The 15,755-nt window shown below is 69.8% G+C and carries 12 protein-coding genes; 5 read left to right on the top strand and 7 right to left on the bottom strand.

Translation table 11 applies throughout. The annotated features are described in order from the left end of the window. Positions 1-840: 840 nt before the first annotated feature. The 5 genes from LG391_RS28460 to LG391_RS28440 form a co-directional block, all read right to left on the bottom strand. Positions 841-4,554, bottom strand: a complete 3,714-nt coding sequence (locus LG391_RS28460) for a vitamin B12-dependent ribonucleotide reductase (protein WP_225771435.1) — start codon at positions 4,552-4,554, stop codon at positions 841-843. A gap of 465 nt (positions 4,555-5,019) precedes the next feature. Further along, the gene (locus LG391_RS28455; RefSeq protein WP_225771434.1) at positions 5,020-5,490 is read right to left on the bottom strand and encodes a GNAT family N-acetyltransferase; all 471 of its coding nucleotides are present in this window, start codon (positions 5,488-5,490) and stop codon (positions 5,020-5,022) included. A 58-nt stretch (positions 5,491-5,548) separates the two neighbouring features. After that, complete coding sequence (locus tag LG391_RS28450; RefSeq protein WP_225771433.1) at positions 5,549-5,734, bottom strand: hypothetical protein; 186 nt, start codon at positions 5,732-5,734, stop codon at positions 5,549-5,551. Further along, a complete protein-coding gene (locus LG391_RS28445; protein WP_225771432.1) occupies positions 5,734-6,168 on the bottom strand; it encodes a VOC family protein in 435 nt (144 codons plus the stop codon). The genes LG391_RS28450 and LG391_RS28445 overlap by 1 nt, the downstream gene beginning before the upstream one ends. A gap of 43 nt (positions 6,169-6,211) precedes the next feature. Continuing rightward, positions 6,212-6,646, bottom strand: a complete 435-nt coding sequence (locus tag LG391_RS28440; RefSeq protein WP_374200795.1) for a GNAT family N-acetyltransferase — start codon at positions 6,644-6,646, stop codon at positions 6,212-6,214. A 199-nt stretch (positions 6,647-6,845) separates the two neighbouring features. Between LG391_RS28440 and LG391_RS28435 the strand changes: the two genes are divergently transcribed. Together LG391_RS28435 and LG391_RS28420 are read left to right on the top strand one after the other, a co-directional pair. Then, positions 6,846-7,658: a helix-turn-helix transcriptional regulator gene (locus tag LG391_RS28435; protein ID WP_225771430.1), complete on the top strand. Its 813-nt coding sequence runs from the start codon at positions 6,846-6,848 to the stop codon at positions 7,656-7,658. 120 nt (positions 7,659-7,778) lie between these two features. Continuing rightward, positions 7,779-10,151 (top strand): calcium-binding protein, encoded by a 2,373-nt coding sequence (locus LG391_RS28420; protein WP_304608572.1) that lies wholly within the window; start codon positions 7,779-7,781, stop codon positions 10,149-10,151. An 18-nt stretch (positions 10,152-10,169) separates the two neighbouring features. On the opposite strand, the gene LG391_RS28415 is transcribed toward LG391_RS28420, so the two are convergent. After that, entirely contained in the window at positions 10,170-10,640 is a 471-nt protein-coding gene (locus LG391_RS28415) for a GNAT family N-acetyltransferase (protein WP_225771429.1), read from the bottom strand. 89 nt (positions 10,641-10,729) lie between these two features. Between LG391_RS28415 and LG391_RS28410 the strand changes: the two genes are divergently transcribed. From LG391_RS28410 to pseH, 3 genes are all read left to right on the top strand, one after another. After that, a complete protein-coding gene (locus tag LG391_RS28410; protein WP_225771428.1) occupies positions 10,730-12,016 on the top strand; it encodes an amidohydrolase family protein in 1,287 nt (428 codons plus the stop codon). Positions 12,017-12,135: 119 nt separating this feature from the next. Beyond that, a complete protein-coding gene (locus tag LG391_RS28405; RefSeq protein WP_225771427.1) occupies positions 12,136-14,172 on the top strand; it encodes an elongation factor G in 2,037 nt (678 codons plus the stop codon). 190 nt (positions 14,173-14,362) lie between these two features. Then, on the top strand, positions 14,363-14,917 hold the full coding sequence (pseH, locus tag LG391_RS28400) for a UDP-4-amino-4,6-dideoxy-N-acetyl-beta-L-altrosamine N-acetyltransferase (protein WP_225771426.1): 555 nt from the start codon (positions 14,363-14,365) through the stop codon (positions 14,915-14,917). 5 nt (positions 14,918-14,922) lie between these two features. On the opposite strand, the gene LG391_RS28395 is transcribed toward pseH, so the two are convergent. Beyond that, positions 14,923-15,681 (bottom strand): hypothetical protein, encoded by a 759-nt coding sequence (locus tag LG391_RS28395; RefSeq protein ID WP_225771425.1) that lies wholly within the window; start codon positions 15,679-15,681, stop codon positions 14,923-14,925. Positions 15,682-15,755 lie beyond the last annotated feature (74 nt).

The raw sequence follows: 15,755 nt of genomic DNA, 5'->3' as shown, positions 1-15,755 counted from the left end.
GGACAGCAGGCCCAGGAGCCAGCCTAACAGGCCGCCGTGCCGGCCTGGATTCTCGCCGCCATGCCCCGGGGGTGTGCCGCCATGGCCCGGGGGTGTTCCGCCAGGGCCCGGATTATGGCCCGGCGGACCGCCCCGGCCGCCCGACTGTGCGATCGCCTGTGAGCTCAGGCTGGTCGACAGGAGCATGGTGACCGCGGGAGGGGTCACGACCGCAAATCGGCCGCACTTGGCCAGGAACGCTCGACGATCCGCCGTGTCGTTCTGATCTGGCGTGTCGATCTGCGGAGGGGGGTCAGGAAGGGCCGTCATGCTGCACCTTCTGTTTCGTATGCGTCGGAAACGCTATTGACGGCACGGCCTTCCCACAATTGGACATTCGGCGTGCTGGATGCGCCGACCGTCATTCATGGAGGGGGACCGGCGAGCGGAGGTGGTAGGGCAGGGGCATCGCAATGCTGAGCCCCGGGCATGGCGAGCTACCACCTTGGTCGGAGGGCCGGGCGCGGGTACGGAGGCGCCGCCCACTTTTCAGCTGAAAATCGCGACTGCGTTTCAGCCGACACGGCCGGATATCGTGGCCGAAGGCGCTTCAGCCTCCCGGGTGCCGACGACGGTCACCTTCACATCGTGGATCGCGGCCGTTGAGCAAGCGTCTGACGAGGCCGCCCCCCCCCTCTGGGGCGGCTGTTGTCTGGAGCAATAAGGTCCCGGCGAGCGCCATTTTCGTGAAGCCCGCCGGGACCCGGTGCCGGTTTTGCGAGGCGAGTGCTATCTCTTGTGAGGTTTGACACTCGCGCCCGGGGCACCTCCTTCTTCCCGCTTCCTATCGCCCTCCGGGCCTCAGCTGCAGCCGGTGGTCCCGCCGCAGGTATCGCATTTCAGGCAGGTGCCGTTCCGCACCAGCGTCATGTTCTGGCATTCGGGGCAGGGATCGCCCTCATAGCCCTTGGCCCGCGCCTCGCGGATCTTGGCCAGGCGGACATCCGCCGTGCCGTTCAAGGCCGCACTGCGCAGCGGAACCGGCTCCGGCGCCGGCGCCAGGGCGGTGGCGCCTTCGGTGTGCAGGGCCGTCGCCGCCTCGCTCACCAGCTCCTGCACCTCGCCGACCCGGGCGACGGTGCGGAGGTTGCCGCCCTCGAACACCCGGAAGTTGCCGCGGACGAAGCCGGTGGACGCCACCTTGCGGATCGGCGTCGCCTCGGCCACCGCCGGGGTCTTGCCGTCGTCCGAGGTCACGCCCTTGCCGACCGTGTCCGGCGTCAGGTCGTCCGGCGTCGCATGGGCGAGATCGCTGCGGTCGAGGTAGGAGACCGCCAGCTCGCGGAAGATGTAGTCGATGATCGAGGTCGCCATCTTGATGGCGTCGTTGCCCTGCACCGGGCCCGAGGGCTCGAACCGGGTGAAGGTGAAGGCCTCGACGAACTCCTCCAGCGGCACGCCGTATTGCAGGCCGATCGAGACGGCGATGGCGAAGTTGTTCATCAGGCTGCGGAAGGCGGCGCCTTCCTTGTGCATGTCGATGAAGATCTCGCCCAGCCGCCCGTCATCGTACTCGCCGGTGCGGAGATAGACCTTGTGGCCGCCGACGATCGCCTTCTGGGTGTAGCCCTTGCGGCGGTGCGGCAGCTTTCCGCGGATGCCGGTCTTCTCGACGATCCGCTCCACCACCCGCTCGACGATCCGCTCCGCCACCATCGGGGCGCGGGCGCCGGCCGGCGCCTCGATGATGCGCTCGACCACGCTCTCCTCCTCGTCCTCGGCGTCGTCGTCGAGGAGGGAGGCGTTGAGCGGCTGGCTCAGCTTCGAGCCGTCGCGGTAGAGGGCGTTGGCCTTGAGGCAGAGCTGCCAGGACAGGAGATAGGCATCCTTGCAGTCCTCGACCGTCGCCGCGTTCGGCATGTTGATGGTCTTGGAGATCGCGCCCGAGATGAAGGGCTGCGCCGCCGCCATCATGCGGATGTGGCTCTCGACCGACAGGAAGCGCTTGCCGATGCGGCCGCAGGGGTTGGCGCAGTCGAACACCGGCAGGTGCTCGTCCTTCAGCTCCGGCGCGCCTTCCAGGGTCATGGCGCCGCAGCAGAAGGTGTTCGCGGCCTCGATCTCGGCCTTGGAGAAGCCGAGGAAGGCAAGAAGGTCGAAGGTGACGTCGTCCAGCGCCGCGGCGGGCACCTTCAGCGTCCCGGTCAGGAACTCGTCGCCGAAGGTGTAGCGGTTGAACACGAATTTGATGTCGAAGGCCGACTTCAGCCCGAGCTCGAGCGCGTCGATTGCCGCCTGGGTGAAGCCCTTGGCCTTCAGCGCGGCCCAGCCGATCGCCGGGGAATTCTCCAGCGTGCCGTGGCCAACGGCGTAGCGGACGATGGCCTCGATCTGCGCGTCGTCATAGCCGAGGACGCGCAGCGCCTCCGGCACCACCCGGTTGATGATCTTGAAGTAGCCGCCGCCGGCCAGCTTCTTGAACTTCACCAGGGCGAAATCCGGTTCGATGCCGGTGGTGTCGCAATCCATCACCAGGCCGATCGTGCCGGTGGGCGCGATCACGGTCGCCTGGGCGTTGCGGTAGCCGAAGCTCTCGCCGAGCCCGAGCGCGCGGTCCCAGGCGCGGCGGGCGGCCGCGACCAGCTCCTGGTCCGGGCAGGCGTCGGCCTCCAGCGGCACCGGCAGGATCGACAGGCCCTCATAGCCTTCCGTCTCGCCATAGGCGGCACGGCGGTGGTTGCGGATCACGCGCAGCATGTGCGGCGCGTTCTTGGCGTAGCCGGGGAAGGGGCCGACCGCCTTGGCCATCTCGGCCGAGGTGGCGTAGGCGACGCCGGTCATCAGCGCGGTGATGGCGCCGCAGATCTCGCGGCCCTCGACGCTGTCATAGGGGATGCCGGACGCCATCAGCAGGCCGCCGATATTGGCGTAGCCCAGGCCGAGGGTGCGGAACTCGTAGGACAGACGTGCGATCTCGCGGCTCGGGAACTGCGCCATCATCACCGCGATCTCGAGGGTGATGGTCCACAGCCGGCAGGCGTGCTCGAAGGCCGGCACGTCGAAGGAGCCGTCGGCGCGGCGGAAGGTCATCAGGTTCAGGGACGCCAGGTTGCAGGCCGTGTCGTCCAGGAACATGTATTCCGAGCACGGGTTCGAGGCGTTGATCCGCCCCGATTCCGGGCAGGTGTGCCACTCGTTGATGGTGGTGTCGAACTGCAGACCCGGATCGGCCGAGGCCCAGGCGGCGTGGCCGATCTTCTCCCACAGGTCGCGGGCCTTCAGCGTCTTCGACACCTTGCCGTCGATGCGGCGGATCAGCTTCCACTCGCCGTCCTGCTGCACCGCCTCGAGGAAGGCGTTGGTCAGGCGGACCGAGTTGTTCGAGTTCTGGCCGGAGACGGTGAGGTAGGCGTCCGAATCCCAGTCGGTGTCGTAGACCCGGAAGTCGATGCCGGTGTAGCCCTGGCGCGCGAAGTGGATGACGCGCTGGACGTAGTTCTCCGGCAGCATCGCCTTGCGGGCGCCGAGGATGGCGCGCTTCAGCGCCTTGTTCTGCTTCGGGTCGAAGCGGTCGCCAACCTCGGCGTCGGAGACGCCGTGGCACGCCTCCATCACCTCGTTCAGGTGCTTGCGGGCCAGCTTCGAGCCGGCGACCAGGGCCGCGACCTTCTGCTCCTCGACCACCTTCCAGTCGATATAGGTCTCGATGTCAGGATGGTCGATGTCGACCGTCACCATCTTGGCGGCGCGGCGGGTGGTGCCGCCCGACTTGATCGCCCCCGCGGCGCGGTCGCCGATCTTGAGGAAGCTCATCAGGCCGGAGGAGCGGCCGCCGCCCGACAGGCGCTCGCCCTCGCCGCGCAGCTTGGAGAAGTTCGAGCCGGTGCCGGAGCCGTATTTGAACAGGCGGGCCTCGCGGACCCACAGGTCCATGATGCCACCCTCGTTCACCAGGTCGTCGGCGACCGACTGGATGAAGCAGGCATGCGGCTGCGGCCGCTCATAGGCGCTGTCGGACAGGCGCGGCTCGCCGGTCTTCTCGTCGACATACCAGTGGCCCTGGGCCGGGCCGTCGATGCCGTAGGCCCAGTGCAGGCCGGTGTTGAACCATTGCGGGCTGTTCGGCGCGGCCATCTGCTGCGCCAGCATGAAGCGCATCTCGTCGAAATAGGCGCGGGCGTCGGCGGCCGAATCGAACAACCCGCCCTTCCAGCCCCAATAGGCCCAGGTGCCGGCCAGCCGATCGAACACCTGCTGGGCAGTGCGCTCACCGCCCATGCGCTCGGCTTCGGGCAGCTCGGCCAGGGCCTTCTCGTCGGCCACGCTGCGCCACAGGAACTCGGGCACGCCCTTCTCGCGGACGCGCTTCAGCCGCGCCGGGACGCCGGCCTTGCGGAAGTACTTCTGGGCCAGGATGTCGGACGCGACCTGGCTCCACTCCGCCGGCACCTCGATGTCGGTCTGGCGGAACACCACCGAGCCGTCCGGATTGCGGATCTCGCTGGTCGCCGACCGGAACTCGATCCCTTCATAGGCGTCGTGCCCATCGGCCGTGAAACGCCGTTCGATCCGCATGGCCCCCGATCCTCCTTCGTCCGTCGCGCTGCCCGCGACCCCCGCCTGATGCCCATCGGGGACCGCGATCCCCGCACCGAACTCGACCCGCGACTCGCGTCAGCGAGCCGCCACAGACCAGTCAAGGAACCTTCATCATAAGTCAAAAACAAGTATTGAAATTGGAAAATTTGCTCTCTCTGTGGATAACCCAGTGGATAGATCAGTGAATACCCAGTGAAGAACCAGTTATTAGTTTCCGTGAGCCGCAGAACCCTGCGACTTTCCGGACCCGGCACGGTTCCCGCCCGCGAGAGAATCGCCACAGATTCGATTCTTGTGGCTGCCCCTACCCGTGGGTGGTTGTTCGTGCCAGGGCCCCAGATATTGTGTCAGTTTCGTGGCTGGCGCAAGCGCGGAATCGCAAAGTTCAGGTCGTTCCGCATGCGGATTCAGCATGGGAATCACGGGCTTGCCTGAGAATCCTTAGGTTTCAGGGAAACCCAGGAGCAGGTCGGGCAGCCCTTCCTCGTTGTCGGAGCCGTCGCCCTCGCTGAGAATCACGCCGCCATGCGACCGGTAGAAGGCGAGGGCACGGGCGTTGTGGGCGAAGCAGTAGAGGCGCAGCCCGGGGCTGTCGCGCCGGGCCCAGGCCAGCAGCGCCGTGCCGATGCCGCGGCGATGGTGCTCGGGGTGGATGTAGAGCTGGTCGAGCCAGCCGTTGTGGAGCGCGGCATAGCCCACCGGCGTGCCGTCGCGGCAGGCGATCATGACCTGCGACTGCCGGATGGTGCGCAGCAGGAAGCGGCGGACCGAGGTGCGGCTGTGCAGGTTCGGGATCGCCGCCGACTCGCGGGCCCGGCGGTGGATCGCCGCCAGGGTCCCGGCATCGGCATCCGTGGCCGGCCGCAGCGTCAGCCCGGCCGGTCCATCCTTGCTTGGGCTGGCGTCGTCCAAGAGGCCCCGCCGATTCCGTCCGAAGGTGGCGCGACCATGCGGGCAGGGGCAGGGGGCGTCAAGGCCGAGGGGCTGTGTCCTCGCCGATCCGCTCGAGCAGGGCGCGGCCGCGCGGCGACAGGCGGTAGCCGACCTTCAGGCTCTCGGTCAGCCCCAGCGCCTTCAGCTTGCGGACATCCGTCTTGAAGGCGGCGATCTCGCGGCCGGCGGCGATCCGGCCCCGCACCGGGCGCTTGAACAGCATCAGCGACCGTCCTGCGGCGCCGGCAGCGATCCGAGAAGCTGGCAGAACCGCAGCAGATAGCCGTCGGGATCCTGAACCACGAACTGGCGCTGGCCGAGCATGACGGCATCGCGGCGATACCAGCGCTCCTCCAGCGGCCGCTCGATCAGGGCCCCGGCGGCCAGCACGGCAGCGTTCAGGGCGTCGACATCCGCGACCTCGATCTGGAGGTTGATGCCGCGGCCATAAGGGTGCTCCAGCGGTCCGGCCAGCCACATGCGGCCCGGATCGGCGGGCTGGTCCAGCATCAGCGCGGCGCCGTCCCGGTCGAGATAGGCGAAGCGCTCCTCCGGCCGTTCGTACAGCACGGCGAATCCGAGCAGCCCGGTGTAGAAGCTGAGGCTGCGGCCGATGTCCGAGACGTAGAGTTCGGGCACGAGCTTGGGTGACGGCATGGCGATCCTCCCCCGGTGACACCGTAGCCGATGCCCGTCGCCCTCACAGCTCCAGCTTCATGCCCTCGTGGCTGGCGACGAAGCCGAGCCGGGCATAGAAGCGGTGGGCGTCGGGGCGGCGCTTGTCGGTGGTCAGCTGGACCAGGGCGCAGCCCCGCGCCCGCGCCCGGGCGATCGCCCATTCCATCATCGCCCGCCCCGCGCCGCGGCCGCGCAGCGCCGAATCGATGCGCACGGATTCGATCTGCGCCCGCCAGGCGCCGCGGCGCGACAGGCCGGGGATGAAGCCGAGCTGGAAGCAACCGACCACCCGTCCGTCCAGCTCCGCCACCACCATCTCCTGGTTCGGGTCGGCGGCGATCGCGGCGAAGGCGGCCCGATAGGGCGCCTCGACCGCGGCCTCACGGTTCTTGCCCAGGGGATCGTCCGCCAGCAGGCGCAGGATCGCCGGCAGGTCGGCCTCATCGGCGGTGCGCATCGTCACGTCCATCATCCGCTCCGGAATTCCGTCTCGCGCCGTAACGGCTTTATCGCGACAGCCGGGCCCATTGCGAGTGCCACCGTAGCGGGTGTGCGCGCCGTCACCGCGACAGGACCGGGTCCGATCCAGTATTCTCTTATGCACGGCATGTGCAGCGCCGGGCCCCGCCCGGCGTGCGAGGGGAGAGGGGATATCCATGCAAGGCCGTTCCATCGGCGGGTCGGCGCATCCGCCGGCGGTCGATGAGCCGTCTTCCGTCGCCCGGGCGGGCGAATCGCCGATTCTCGGGCTGATCGACCAGATCTACGACGCCGGTACCGGCAACGAGGACTGGCTCGCGGTGCTGCGCCGGCTGGGCGAGGCGTTGGGCGGCGAGTCCGTGGTGCTGCGCCGGATCGGCCCGGCCGCGCCGGGTCCCGCGACCATGGCGACGGAGACCGATCCGGACTATGTCGAGCGGTACCACGCGCATTATTCCAGGCTGCTGCCGCTCCTGCCCCTGCTGCCGCGACTGAAGCCGAACGCCGCCTTCGCCCATTCGGCGCTGATGCCGAACGCCGAGTACCGGCGCACCGAGTTCTACAACGACTTCATGCGGCCGCAGGGCAAGGACCACGGCCTGTACTGGGTCGATTTCGCCCAGGGCGACCTCTCGGCGATGCTGTCGGTGTGGCGGCCGCGGCGCCGGCCCGACTGGGACGAGGCGCAGGTCCGTATGCTTCGCGCGATCGGGCCGCATCTCGGGCGGGCGCTGCGGATCGAGCGCGGGCTGGCCGCGCTGGAAGCCCCCGCCGCCGCGCCCCGGCCGCGGCCGCCGCTGACCCCGCGCGAATGCGACTGCCTGACCTGGGTCGCCCGCGGCGCCTCCAGCAAGGAGGCGGCGCGCCGGCTGTCCCTATCGGTCTACACCGTCAACGAATACCTCGCCTCGGCCATGCGCAAGCTGGGGGCGGGCAGCCGTGCCGAGGCCGTCGCCATGGCGCTGCTCTGCGGCGCGATCGGCGGCTAGACTCCGCGGTCCGACGGCGGATCGGCGCGCAACAAAATAACTGCAAAACGAACCGTCATTAGTGTCTTTTTCCGGCAGGATCCCTCGGCAATTTTCTCGTTTTCCGATCAGGGATTCATCATGGCGGTCATCAACGGCGATGCGGGCGCCGATATTCTCGACGGCACGGCGAGCAACGACACGATCAACGGCCTCGGCGGCAACGACATCCTCTCCGGGCTGGCCGGCCAGGATACCCTCAATGGCGGCGACGGCAACGACACGCTTCGCGGCGGTCTCGGGGCGGACACGCTGAACGGCGGCGCCGGGACCGACACCGCCGATTACGGCGCCAGCGCCGCGGGCGGGACCGTCACCATCGGCGGCGCCGGCAGCGGCGGCGACGCCCAGGGCGATGCGGTCGGCGCCGACATCGAGAACATCGAGGGCACGGCCTTCGACGACACGCTGACCGGGTCGGCCGCGGCCAACCGCCTGGTCGGCGGGGCCGGCAACAACGCCCTCTACGGGCTCGGCGGCGACGACACCCTGGTCGCCGGGGACGCCTCGGGCTCGGGCAACGACCTGCTCGACGGCGGGGCCGGCAACGACACTCTCAACGCCGGCGCCGGCACCGACATCCTGCGCGGCGGCGACGGGGACGACATCCTCCAGGGCGGCGCCGGCGCCGATACGTTGAGCGGCGGAGCGGGCATCGACCGGATCACCTACTTCTCCAGCACCGCCGCCGTGACGGTCAACCTGACGGCGCTGACCGCATCCGGCGGCGACGCCCAGGGCGACACGATCGGTGCCGATATCGAGAACATCGAGGGCTCGAACGGCTTCGACGACACGCTGACCGGGTCGGCCGCGGCCAACGCCCTGCTGGGCCAGGGCGGCAACGACGTGCTCGACGGCCTGGGCGGCGACGATTCGCTCAATGGCGGTGCCGGAGACGACGTGCTGCGCGGCGGCGCCGGGAACGACGTGCTCCATGGCGGGATCAGCAGTCTCAACGGCAGCAGCGGCAACGACACCCTCGAGGGGGGCGCCGGGGCGGATGTGCTGAACGGCGGCGCCGGCGTCGACACCATCGTCTACAACGGCCCGGCCGGGGTGACGGTGACCATCGGCGGCACCGGCGTCGGCGGCGACGCCCAGGGCGACACCATCGGCAGCGACATCGAGAACATCCAGGGCACCGACGGGTTCAACGACGTCCTGACCGGTTCGGCCTTCGGCAATGTGCTGTCGGGCAATGGCGGCAACGACAGGCTCGGCGGGCTGGCCGGCAACGACACGCTCGACGGCGGGGCCGGCAGCGATGTCCTCGAGGGCGGCGCCGGGGCGGACGCGCTGATCGGCGGCGCGGGCAGCGACACGATCGTCTACGGCGGGGCGGCCGGGATCACGATCGACCTGACCACGTTCACGGCCTTCGGTGGCGATGCCGAGGGCGACAGCATCGGCAACGATATCGAGAACGTCCGCGGCACCGGCTTCAACGACAGCCTGACCGGTTCCGCCGCCGCCAATGCGCTGTCCGGCCTGGCCGGGGCCGACGTGCTGTCCGGCCTCGCCGGGAACGACGCGCTCAACGGCGGCGATGGAGACGACTTCCTCACCGGCGGCGCCGGCGCGGATGTCCTGACCGGCGGTGCCGGCATCGACACGATCAACTACGACGGCTCCGCGGCGGTGCGGGTCAACCTGACGGCCCTGACAGCGTCCGGCGGCGACGCACAGGGCGACACGATCGGCAGCGATATCGAGAACATCCAGGGCACGGACGGGTTCGGGGATATCCTGACGGGCTCCGCGGTCGCCAACGTGCTGTCCGGCTATGGCGGTGCCGATACGCTCGACGGCGTGGCCGGAAACGACACGCTCCATGGCGGTGCCGGCGACGACCTGCTCCGCGGCGGGGCGGGGGGCGACGTGCTCGACGGCGGCGCCGGCATCGACATCGCCAGCTACTATGAGAGCTCGGTCGGGGTCGTGGTCAGCCTCGCCACCGGCCAGGGCAGCGGCGGCATCGCCCAGGGCGACACGCTGACCGGCATCGAGAATCTCTCGGGCAGCCAGGGCGCCGACAGCCTGACCGGGAATGCCGGGGCCAACACGCTGCAGGGCTGGAACGGCAGCGATGTCCTCGTCGGCGGGGCCGGCAGGGACACGCTCGCCGGCGGCGCCGGGGCGGACCAGTTCCGGTTCACCGCGCTCGGCGACAGCGTGGTCGGGGCCAATGCCGACCGGATCGCCGATTTCAGCCGCGCTCAGGCGGACAGGATCGACCTGCACCTGATCGACGCCAACACCGGTGTCGCCGGCGACCAGGCCTTCAGCTTCATCGGCACCGGCGTCTATACCGGCATCGCCGGGCAGCTGCGCTATGTCGTGAGAGACGGTGTCACCACCATCGGCGGCGACGTCAACGGCGACAAGGTCACCGACTTCCACATTACCCTGACCGGCGGCATCGCCCTCGCGGCCGGCGACTTCGTGCTGTAGCGGCGCCGCTCCGCGACATCAGGCGGCGGGGATGGCCTTGGCCATGTGCACGATGAGGTACTCCCCCCGCTGCTCCTGATGCGTCTCGCGATAGCCGCGGGCGGCGTAGAGGGCACGGTTCTCCGACATCCGGATGTTGGTGTAGAGCCGGAGCTCGGCCAGCCCTTGGCGCCGCGCCTCGCGCTCCGCGAAATCCAGCAGCCGGCGGCCGAGGCCGTGGCCCTGATGGTCGGGATCGACGGCGATATTGACGATCAGCAGGTGGTCGGGCTCGGGCTTCAGCTCGATCAGCGCGATGCAGCCCCGCATGCCGTCGATCGCCCAGATCTCGTGCTCGGCCAGGGCGCGGGCGTAGTCGGCCCGCATCGGCTTCGGCTCGATGCCGACGCTGACGACCCATTTCGCATAGGCGCGGCGGACCAGGGTCCGGATCGCCTCCGCCTCGTCGGGCCGGGCCCGGCGGATCTCGCCCCATGCCGTGCTGATCATGGGCGCTCTCCCGTCTTTCTCTGCACCGGCCGCATGCTATCGTCGGCGGCGCCGTTCCCTCAGTGAAATTCCCGAAGGCCAGCCCCGCCATGGATCTCGTCCTGCGCAACGCCAACCTGCCCGACGGGCGCACCGGCATCGACATCGGCATCGACGGCGGCCGCATCGCCGCGGTCGAGCCGCGCCTGGCGGCGCAGGGGCGGGAGGAGATCGACGCGACCGGCCGTCTGGTGACGCCGCCCTTCGTCGATTCCCACTTCCACCTCGACGCCACGCTGTCGCTCGGCCTGCCGCGGCTGAACCGCTCCGGCACGCTGCTCGAGGGCATCGCGCTGTGGGGCGAACTGAAGCCGCAGCTGACTCAGGAGGCGGTGGTCGCCCGCGCGCTTGCTTATTGCGACCTCGCCGTGGCGCAAGGGCTGCTGGCGATCCGCAGCCATGTCGATGTCTGCGACGACCGGCTGCTGGCGGTCGAGGCGCTGCTCGAGGTCAAGCGCAAGGTCGCGCCCTATCTCGACCTGCAGCTCGTGGCCTTCCCGCAGGACGGGCTGTACCGCTCCGCCACCGCCGAGCGGAATCTGCTGCGCGCGCTCGATCTCGGCGTCGACGTGGTCGGCGGCATCCCGCATTTCGAACGGACCATGGCGGACGGTGCCGCCTCGGTGCGCCGGCTGTGCGAGATCGCGGCGGAGCGGGGGCTGCCGGTCGACCTGCATTGCGACGAGAGCGACGATCCGCAGTCCCGCCATATCGAGACGCTGGCGGCGGAAACCCATCGCCTCGGCCTCGGCGGGCGGGTGACCGGGTCGCATCTGACCTCGATGCATTCGATGGACAACTACTACGTCTCGAAGCTGATCCCGCTGATGCGCGAGGCCGGGGTGGCGGCGATCGCCAACCCACTGATCAACATCACCCTGCAGGGCCGCCACGACACCTATCCGAAGCGCCGTGGCATGACCCGGGTGCCGGAGCTGATGGCGGCCGGCATCACCGTCGCCCTCGGCCAGGACTGCGTCATGGACCCCTGGTACTCGATGGGCTCGGCCGACATGCTGGAGGTGGCGCATATGGCGGTGCATGTCGGGCAGATGACCGCGCTCGACGCCATCGGCCGCTGCTTCGCCGCGGTGACGACCGAAGCGGCCAAGATCCTCGAGCTCGACGGCTACGGCCTGGCGCCGGGCTGCCGGGCCGACCTGGTGCTGCTGCAGGCCGCCGATCCGTTCGAGGCGGTGCGGCTGAAGGCGACCCGCCTGCTGGTGCTGCGCGCCGGCCGGGTGATCGCCCGCACGCCGGAGCGGGTGACGGCGCTGGACCTGCCGGGCCGCCCGGTTACGGTCGTTCCGACCTTCACGCCGGGGTCGATCGCCTGACGCTCGAATCGGGGCTGTGCCGATCGTCGCGAAAGTGACATCCTGACCTCCTAAGGCGCCCGCGTGATCGGGCATTCGCCCGGTCGGCACGGCGGGCCCGTGCAGAAGGGAGGATGCGCATGCCGCAGGAACGCCCTGCCCCCAGATATCGCAGCGCGGCCCTGGTGGGGCCGTATTCGAGCGGCAAGACCACGCTGATGGAGGCGCTGCTGCACAGCGCCGGCGCGATCCCGCGCAAGGGCAGCGTGGCCCAGGGCAACACCGTGGGCGACGCCTCGCCCGAGGCCCGCGCCCGGCAGATGACGATCGAGCCGAACCTGGCCTCCTGCCGCTATCTCGACGACGACTGGACCCTGATCGACTGCTCCGGCTCGGTCGAGCTGGCGCAGGACGCCCTGGCCGCGCTGATGGTCGCCGACATCGCCGTGGTGGTGGCCGAGGCCGACCCCGACCGCGCCGTGATCCTGGCCCCGCTGCTGCGCTTCCTCGACGAGCACGAGATCCCGCACATCCTGTTCATCAACAAGATGGACCGGTCCGGCATCCGCATGCGCGACCTGCTGGCCGCCCTGCAGCAGGTCTCGGCCCGCCCCTTGCTGCTCCGTGAAGTTCCGATCCGCGAGGGCGACAGCGTCTCCGGCTATGTCGACCTGGTCAGCGGCCGCGCCTACAAATGGCGCGAGAACCAGTCCTCCGACCTGATCGAGGCGCCGGGCGACATCAAGCCGCGCCAGGACGAGGCGCGCCAGACCCTGCTCGAATCCCTGGCCGATTTCGACGACGCGCTGCTGGAGCAGCTGCTCGAGGACAAGATCCCGGCGCCGAAGGAGATCTACGCCCAGCTGACGCGGGACCTGCAGCAGGACCTGATCGTGCCGGTGTTCTTCGGCTCGGCCGAGCACGGCAACGGCGTCACCCGGCTGTGGAAGGCCCTGCGCCACGAGGCGCCGTCGCATGAGGCGGCGGCGATGCGGCTGGGCTACGACGCCCAGGGCGGCTTCGCCGCCACCGTGTTCAAGACCCAGCACCAGCCGCACACCGGCAAGCTGAGCCTGGCGCGGCTGTGGAGCGGCCGGCTGGCCGACAACAGCAATCTCGGCAGCCGCCGCATCTCCGGCCTGTACCGGCTGAAGGGCGGGGAGAACCAGAAGCTGGCCGAGGCCGGCCCCGGCGAGATCGTCGGCATCGCCCGGCTCGACGACCTGGCGACCGGCCAGACCCTGCGCGCCGACGGCACTGCGGAGCCGACCTGGAACTGGCCGAAGCCGGCGGAGCCGGTGCACGCCGTGGCGTTGTCGCTGTCGGACCGGAAGGACGACGTCAAGCTGACCACCTCGCTGGCCAAGCTGTGCGAGGAGGACACGGCGCTGTCGGTCCACCATGTCGAGGCCACCGGCGAGCTGACCCTGGCCGGGCAGGGCGACATCCAGCTGCAGATCGCGGTCGAGCGGCTGAAGAGCCGGTTCAACGTCGCGGTGACCACGGTGCCGACCCGCACCGCCTATCGCGAGACGATCCGGCGGCCGACCAAGCAGCATTCCCGCTTCAAGCGCCAGACCGGCGGCCACGGCCAGTTCGCCGACATCCAGGTCGAGATCCGGCCGCTGCATCGCGGCGGCGGCTTCGTGTTCGAGAACAAGGTGGTCGGCGGCGCCGTGCCGAAGAACTACATCCCGGCGGTGGAGGCGGGGGCGCGCGAGGCGATGAACCGCGGCCCGCTGGGCTTCCCGGTGGTCGACATCGCCGTGGCCCTGGTCGACGGCCAGCACCATTCGGTCGACAGCTCCGACCAGGCCTTCCGCACCGTGGCGCAGATGGCGATGGCGGAGGGGCTGGCGAATTGCGACCCGGTGCTGCTGGAGCCGATCCAGGCGGTGTCGATCGCGGTGCCGGCGGAATACACCGCCAAGGTGCACGCCATCGTCTCCAGCCGGCGCGGCCAGATCCTGGGCATGACCGCGCGCGAGGGCTGGACCGGCTGGGACCTGATCGAATGCCAGATGCCGGAGGCGGAGATGCACGGCCTCGCGGTCGAGCTGCGTTCGGTCACGCTCGGCGTCGGCAGCTTCACCGCCCGCTTCGACCATCTGCAGGAGCTGATGGGCCGCATCGCCGAGCAGGTGGTGGAGGAGCGCCGCAGGGCGCTGGCGGCCTGAGCGGTTGATCGCGTGTCGGTTCTCCCCGTCATTGCGAGGAGGCGAAGCCGACGAAGCAATCCAGGGGCCGGTGCGAGCGGCCCTGGATTGCTTCGCTGCGCTCGCAATGACGATGTAGAAGAGGCGACATGAGGACAGGGCCGGCCCGGCCTGTCAGGCCACGGACGACGACAAGCGGGGGAGCGCGGGAATGCTGAGCCTGAGGCGGGTGGAGCCGGGGGATTCCGACCGGCTGTTCACCTGGCGGAACCTGCCGCATGTCGCGGTCCATCAGTACACCGACCACGTCATCACGCGGCCGGAGCACGATGCCTGGTTCAGCCGCGCGACGGCCGATCCGCGCCGGGTCTACTGGATCATCCAGGACGGTGGCGAGCCGATCGGCCTGGCCAACCTGGTCGATATCGACCAGCAGAACAGCAAGTGCTCCTGGGCCTTCTATCTCGGCGCCGGGGAGCTGCGCGGCAAGGGCATCGGCAGCTGGGTCGAGCTCAAGGTGCTGGACCACGTCTTCCTCGAGCTGAAGCTGAACAAGCTGTGCTGCGAGGTGCTGGCCAGCAATCCCGGCGTGGTGCGGATGCACAAGCGCTTCGGCTTCCGGGAGGAGGGGCTGCTGCGCCAGCATGTGCGCAAGGGGGGCCAGTTCCTCGACGCCCATGTGCTGGGCCTGCTGCGCGACGAGTACCTGGCGCAGCGCGACGCCCTGGTGACGATGCTGCGCGAGCGCGGGGTGCAGACCGAATAGGCCGTCTACCGTGCCTGCGCCGTGGCGGCGGAGCCCCCGGCGGAATCCACGATCACCAGCATGTTGCCGGCCAGCGGCGTCGGGGTGCGGTCGGGGCGCAGCACGGCGTCGTAGCGCGGGTCGAGCTTCGCCGCCGCCTCGTAGTCGATGTCGAGGATGCCGTTGCGGTCCAGGAACACGTTCATCGGTCCAGGGATGCGGATGCAGCCCTTCGAGGCCGGCCGGCCGAGGCGCTGCTCCAGCACGTCCGGATCGGTGGCGTGCAGCAGCAGGCGGATGGTCGATTCCCGGCCCTCCGCCTCCCAGCCCCGTTCGGCGGTCTGCCAGCCGAAATCCCACACCCGCATGCCCTGGAGGCCGAGGCCGCGGATGCCGTTCGCGTTGAAGGTGCCTTCGGCGCGCCAGTCGAGGATCTCGTCCGTGTGCAGGAACACGCCGGTCGGGGTGATGAAATAGCCGTTCCGGCCTTCCTGGCCGGTCGAGACCTTGGCGCCGCCGAGGCTCCGCCAGGCGCCGAAGGGCTGCACCAGCAGGATACGCATCTCCTGGACGGCAGGGTTCCGGTCGACCACCACCACCAGCTGCGGCCGGCGGACGGCGTGGCCGCCGGCCGCGATCTCGGCCTGCGCCAGGGCCGCCCATCGCCGCTCGCCGTCGGGCGCGTCGCTGATCCGGCCGGGAACATCCCGCGCCAGCGCGGCCTGCAGACGGGCGACCTCGCCGCCGATATCGGCGGACGGGCCGGCGGCTGCCGTTCCGGGCATCGTCGGATTCGGGGGCGGCGTCCGATCGCATCCCGAGATCAGGAGCAGGGCGGCGGCAAGCAGGAAGCGCGCGG

Origin of the sequence: Inquilinus sp. Marseille-Q2685, from assembly GCF_916619195.1 — a bacterium.
Lineage (GTDB): Bacteria > Pseudomonadota > Alphaproteobacteria > DSM-16000 > Inquilinaceae > Inquilinus.
Note: the sequence above shows the minus strand (reverse complement) of the source record. Positions and strands in the feature narration are given on the sequence as shown.

What these genes read in the sequence shown, in the direction of transcription:
- LG391_RS28415 (WP_225771429.1), bottom strand. Translation starts at nt 10,640, where the DNA reads ATGATCAGCACGGCATGGGGCGAGATCCGCCGGGCCCGGCCCGACGAG.
- LG391_RS28440 (WP_374200795.1), bottom strand. Translation starts at nt 6,646, where the DNA reads ATGCGCACCGCCGATGAGGCCGACCTGCCGGCGATCCTGCGCCTGCTG.
- LG391_RS28420 (WP_304608572.1), top strand. Translation starts at nt 7,779, where the DNA reads ATGGCGGTCATCAACGGCGATGCGGGCGCCGATATTCTCGACGGCACG.
- pseH (WP_225771426.1), top strand. Translation starts at nt 14,363, where the DNA reads ATGCTGAGCCTGAGGCGGGTGGAGCCGGGGGATTCCGACCGGCTGTTC.
- LG391_RS28410 (WP_225771428.1), top strand. Translation starts at nt 10,730, where the DNA reads ATGGATCTCGTCCTGCGCAACGCCAACCTGCCCGACGGGCGCACCGGC.
- LG391_RS28460 (WP_225771435.1), bottom strand. Translation starts at nt 4,554, where the DNA reads ATGCGGATCGAACGGCGTTTCACGGCCGATGGGCACGACGCCTATGAA.
- LG391_RS28395 (WP_225771425.1), bottom strand. Translation starts at nt 15,681, where the DNA reads ATGCCCGGAACGGCAGCCGCCGGCCCGTCCGCCGATATCGGCGGCGAG.
- LG391_RS28405 (WP_225771427.1), top strand. Translation starts at nt 12,136, where the DNA reads ATGCCGCAGGAACGCCCTGCCCCCAGATATCGCAGCGCGGCCCTGGTG.
- LG391_RS28450 (WP_225771433.1), bottom strand. Translation starts at nt 5,734, where the DNA reads ATGCTGTTCAAGCGCCCGGTGCGGGGCCGGATCGCCGCCGGCCGCGAG.
- LG391_RS28445 (WP_225771432.1), bottom strand. Translation starts at nt 6,168, where the DNA reads ATGCCGTCACCCAAGCTCGTGCCCGAACTCTACGTCTCGGACATCGGC.
- LG391_RS28435 (WP_225771430.1), top strand. Translation starts at nt 6,846, where the DNA reads ATGCAAGGCCGTTCCATCGGCGGGTCGGCGCATCCGCCGGCGGTCGAT.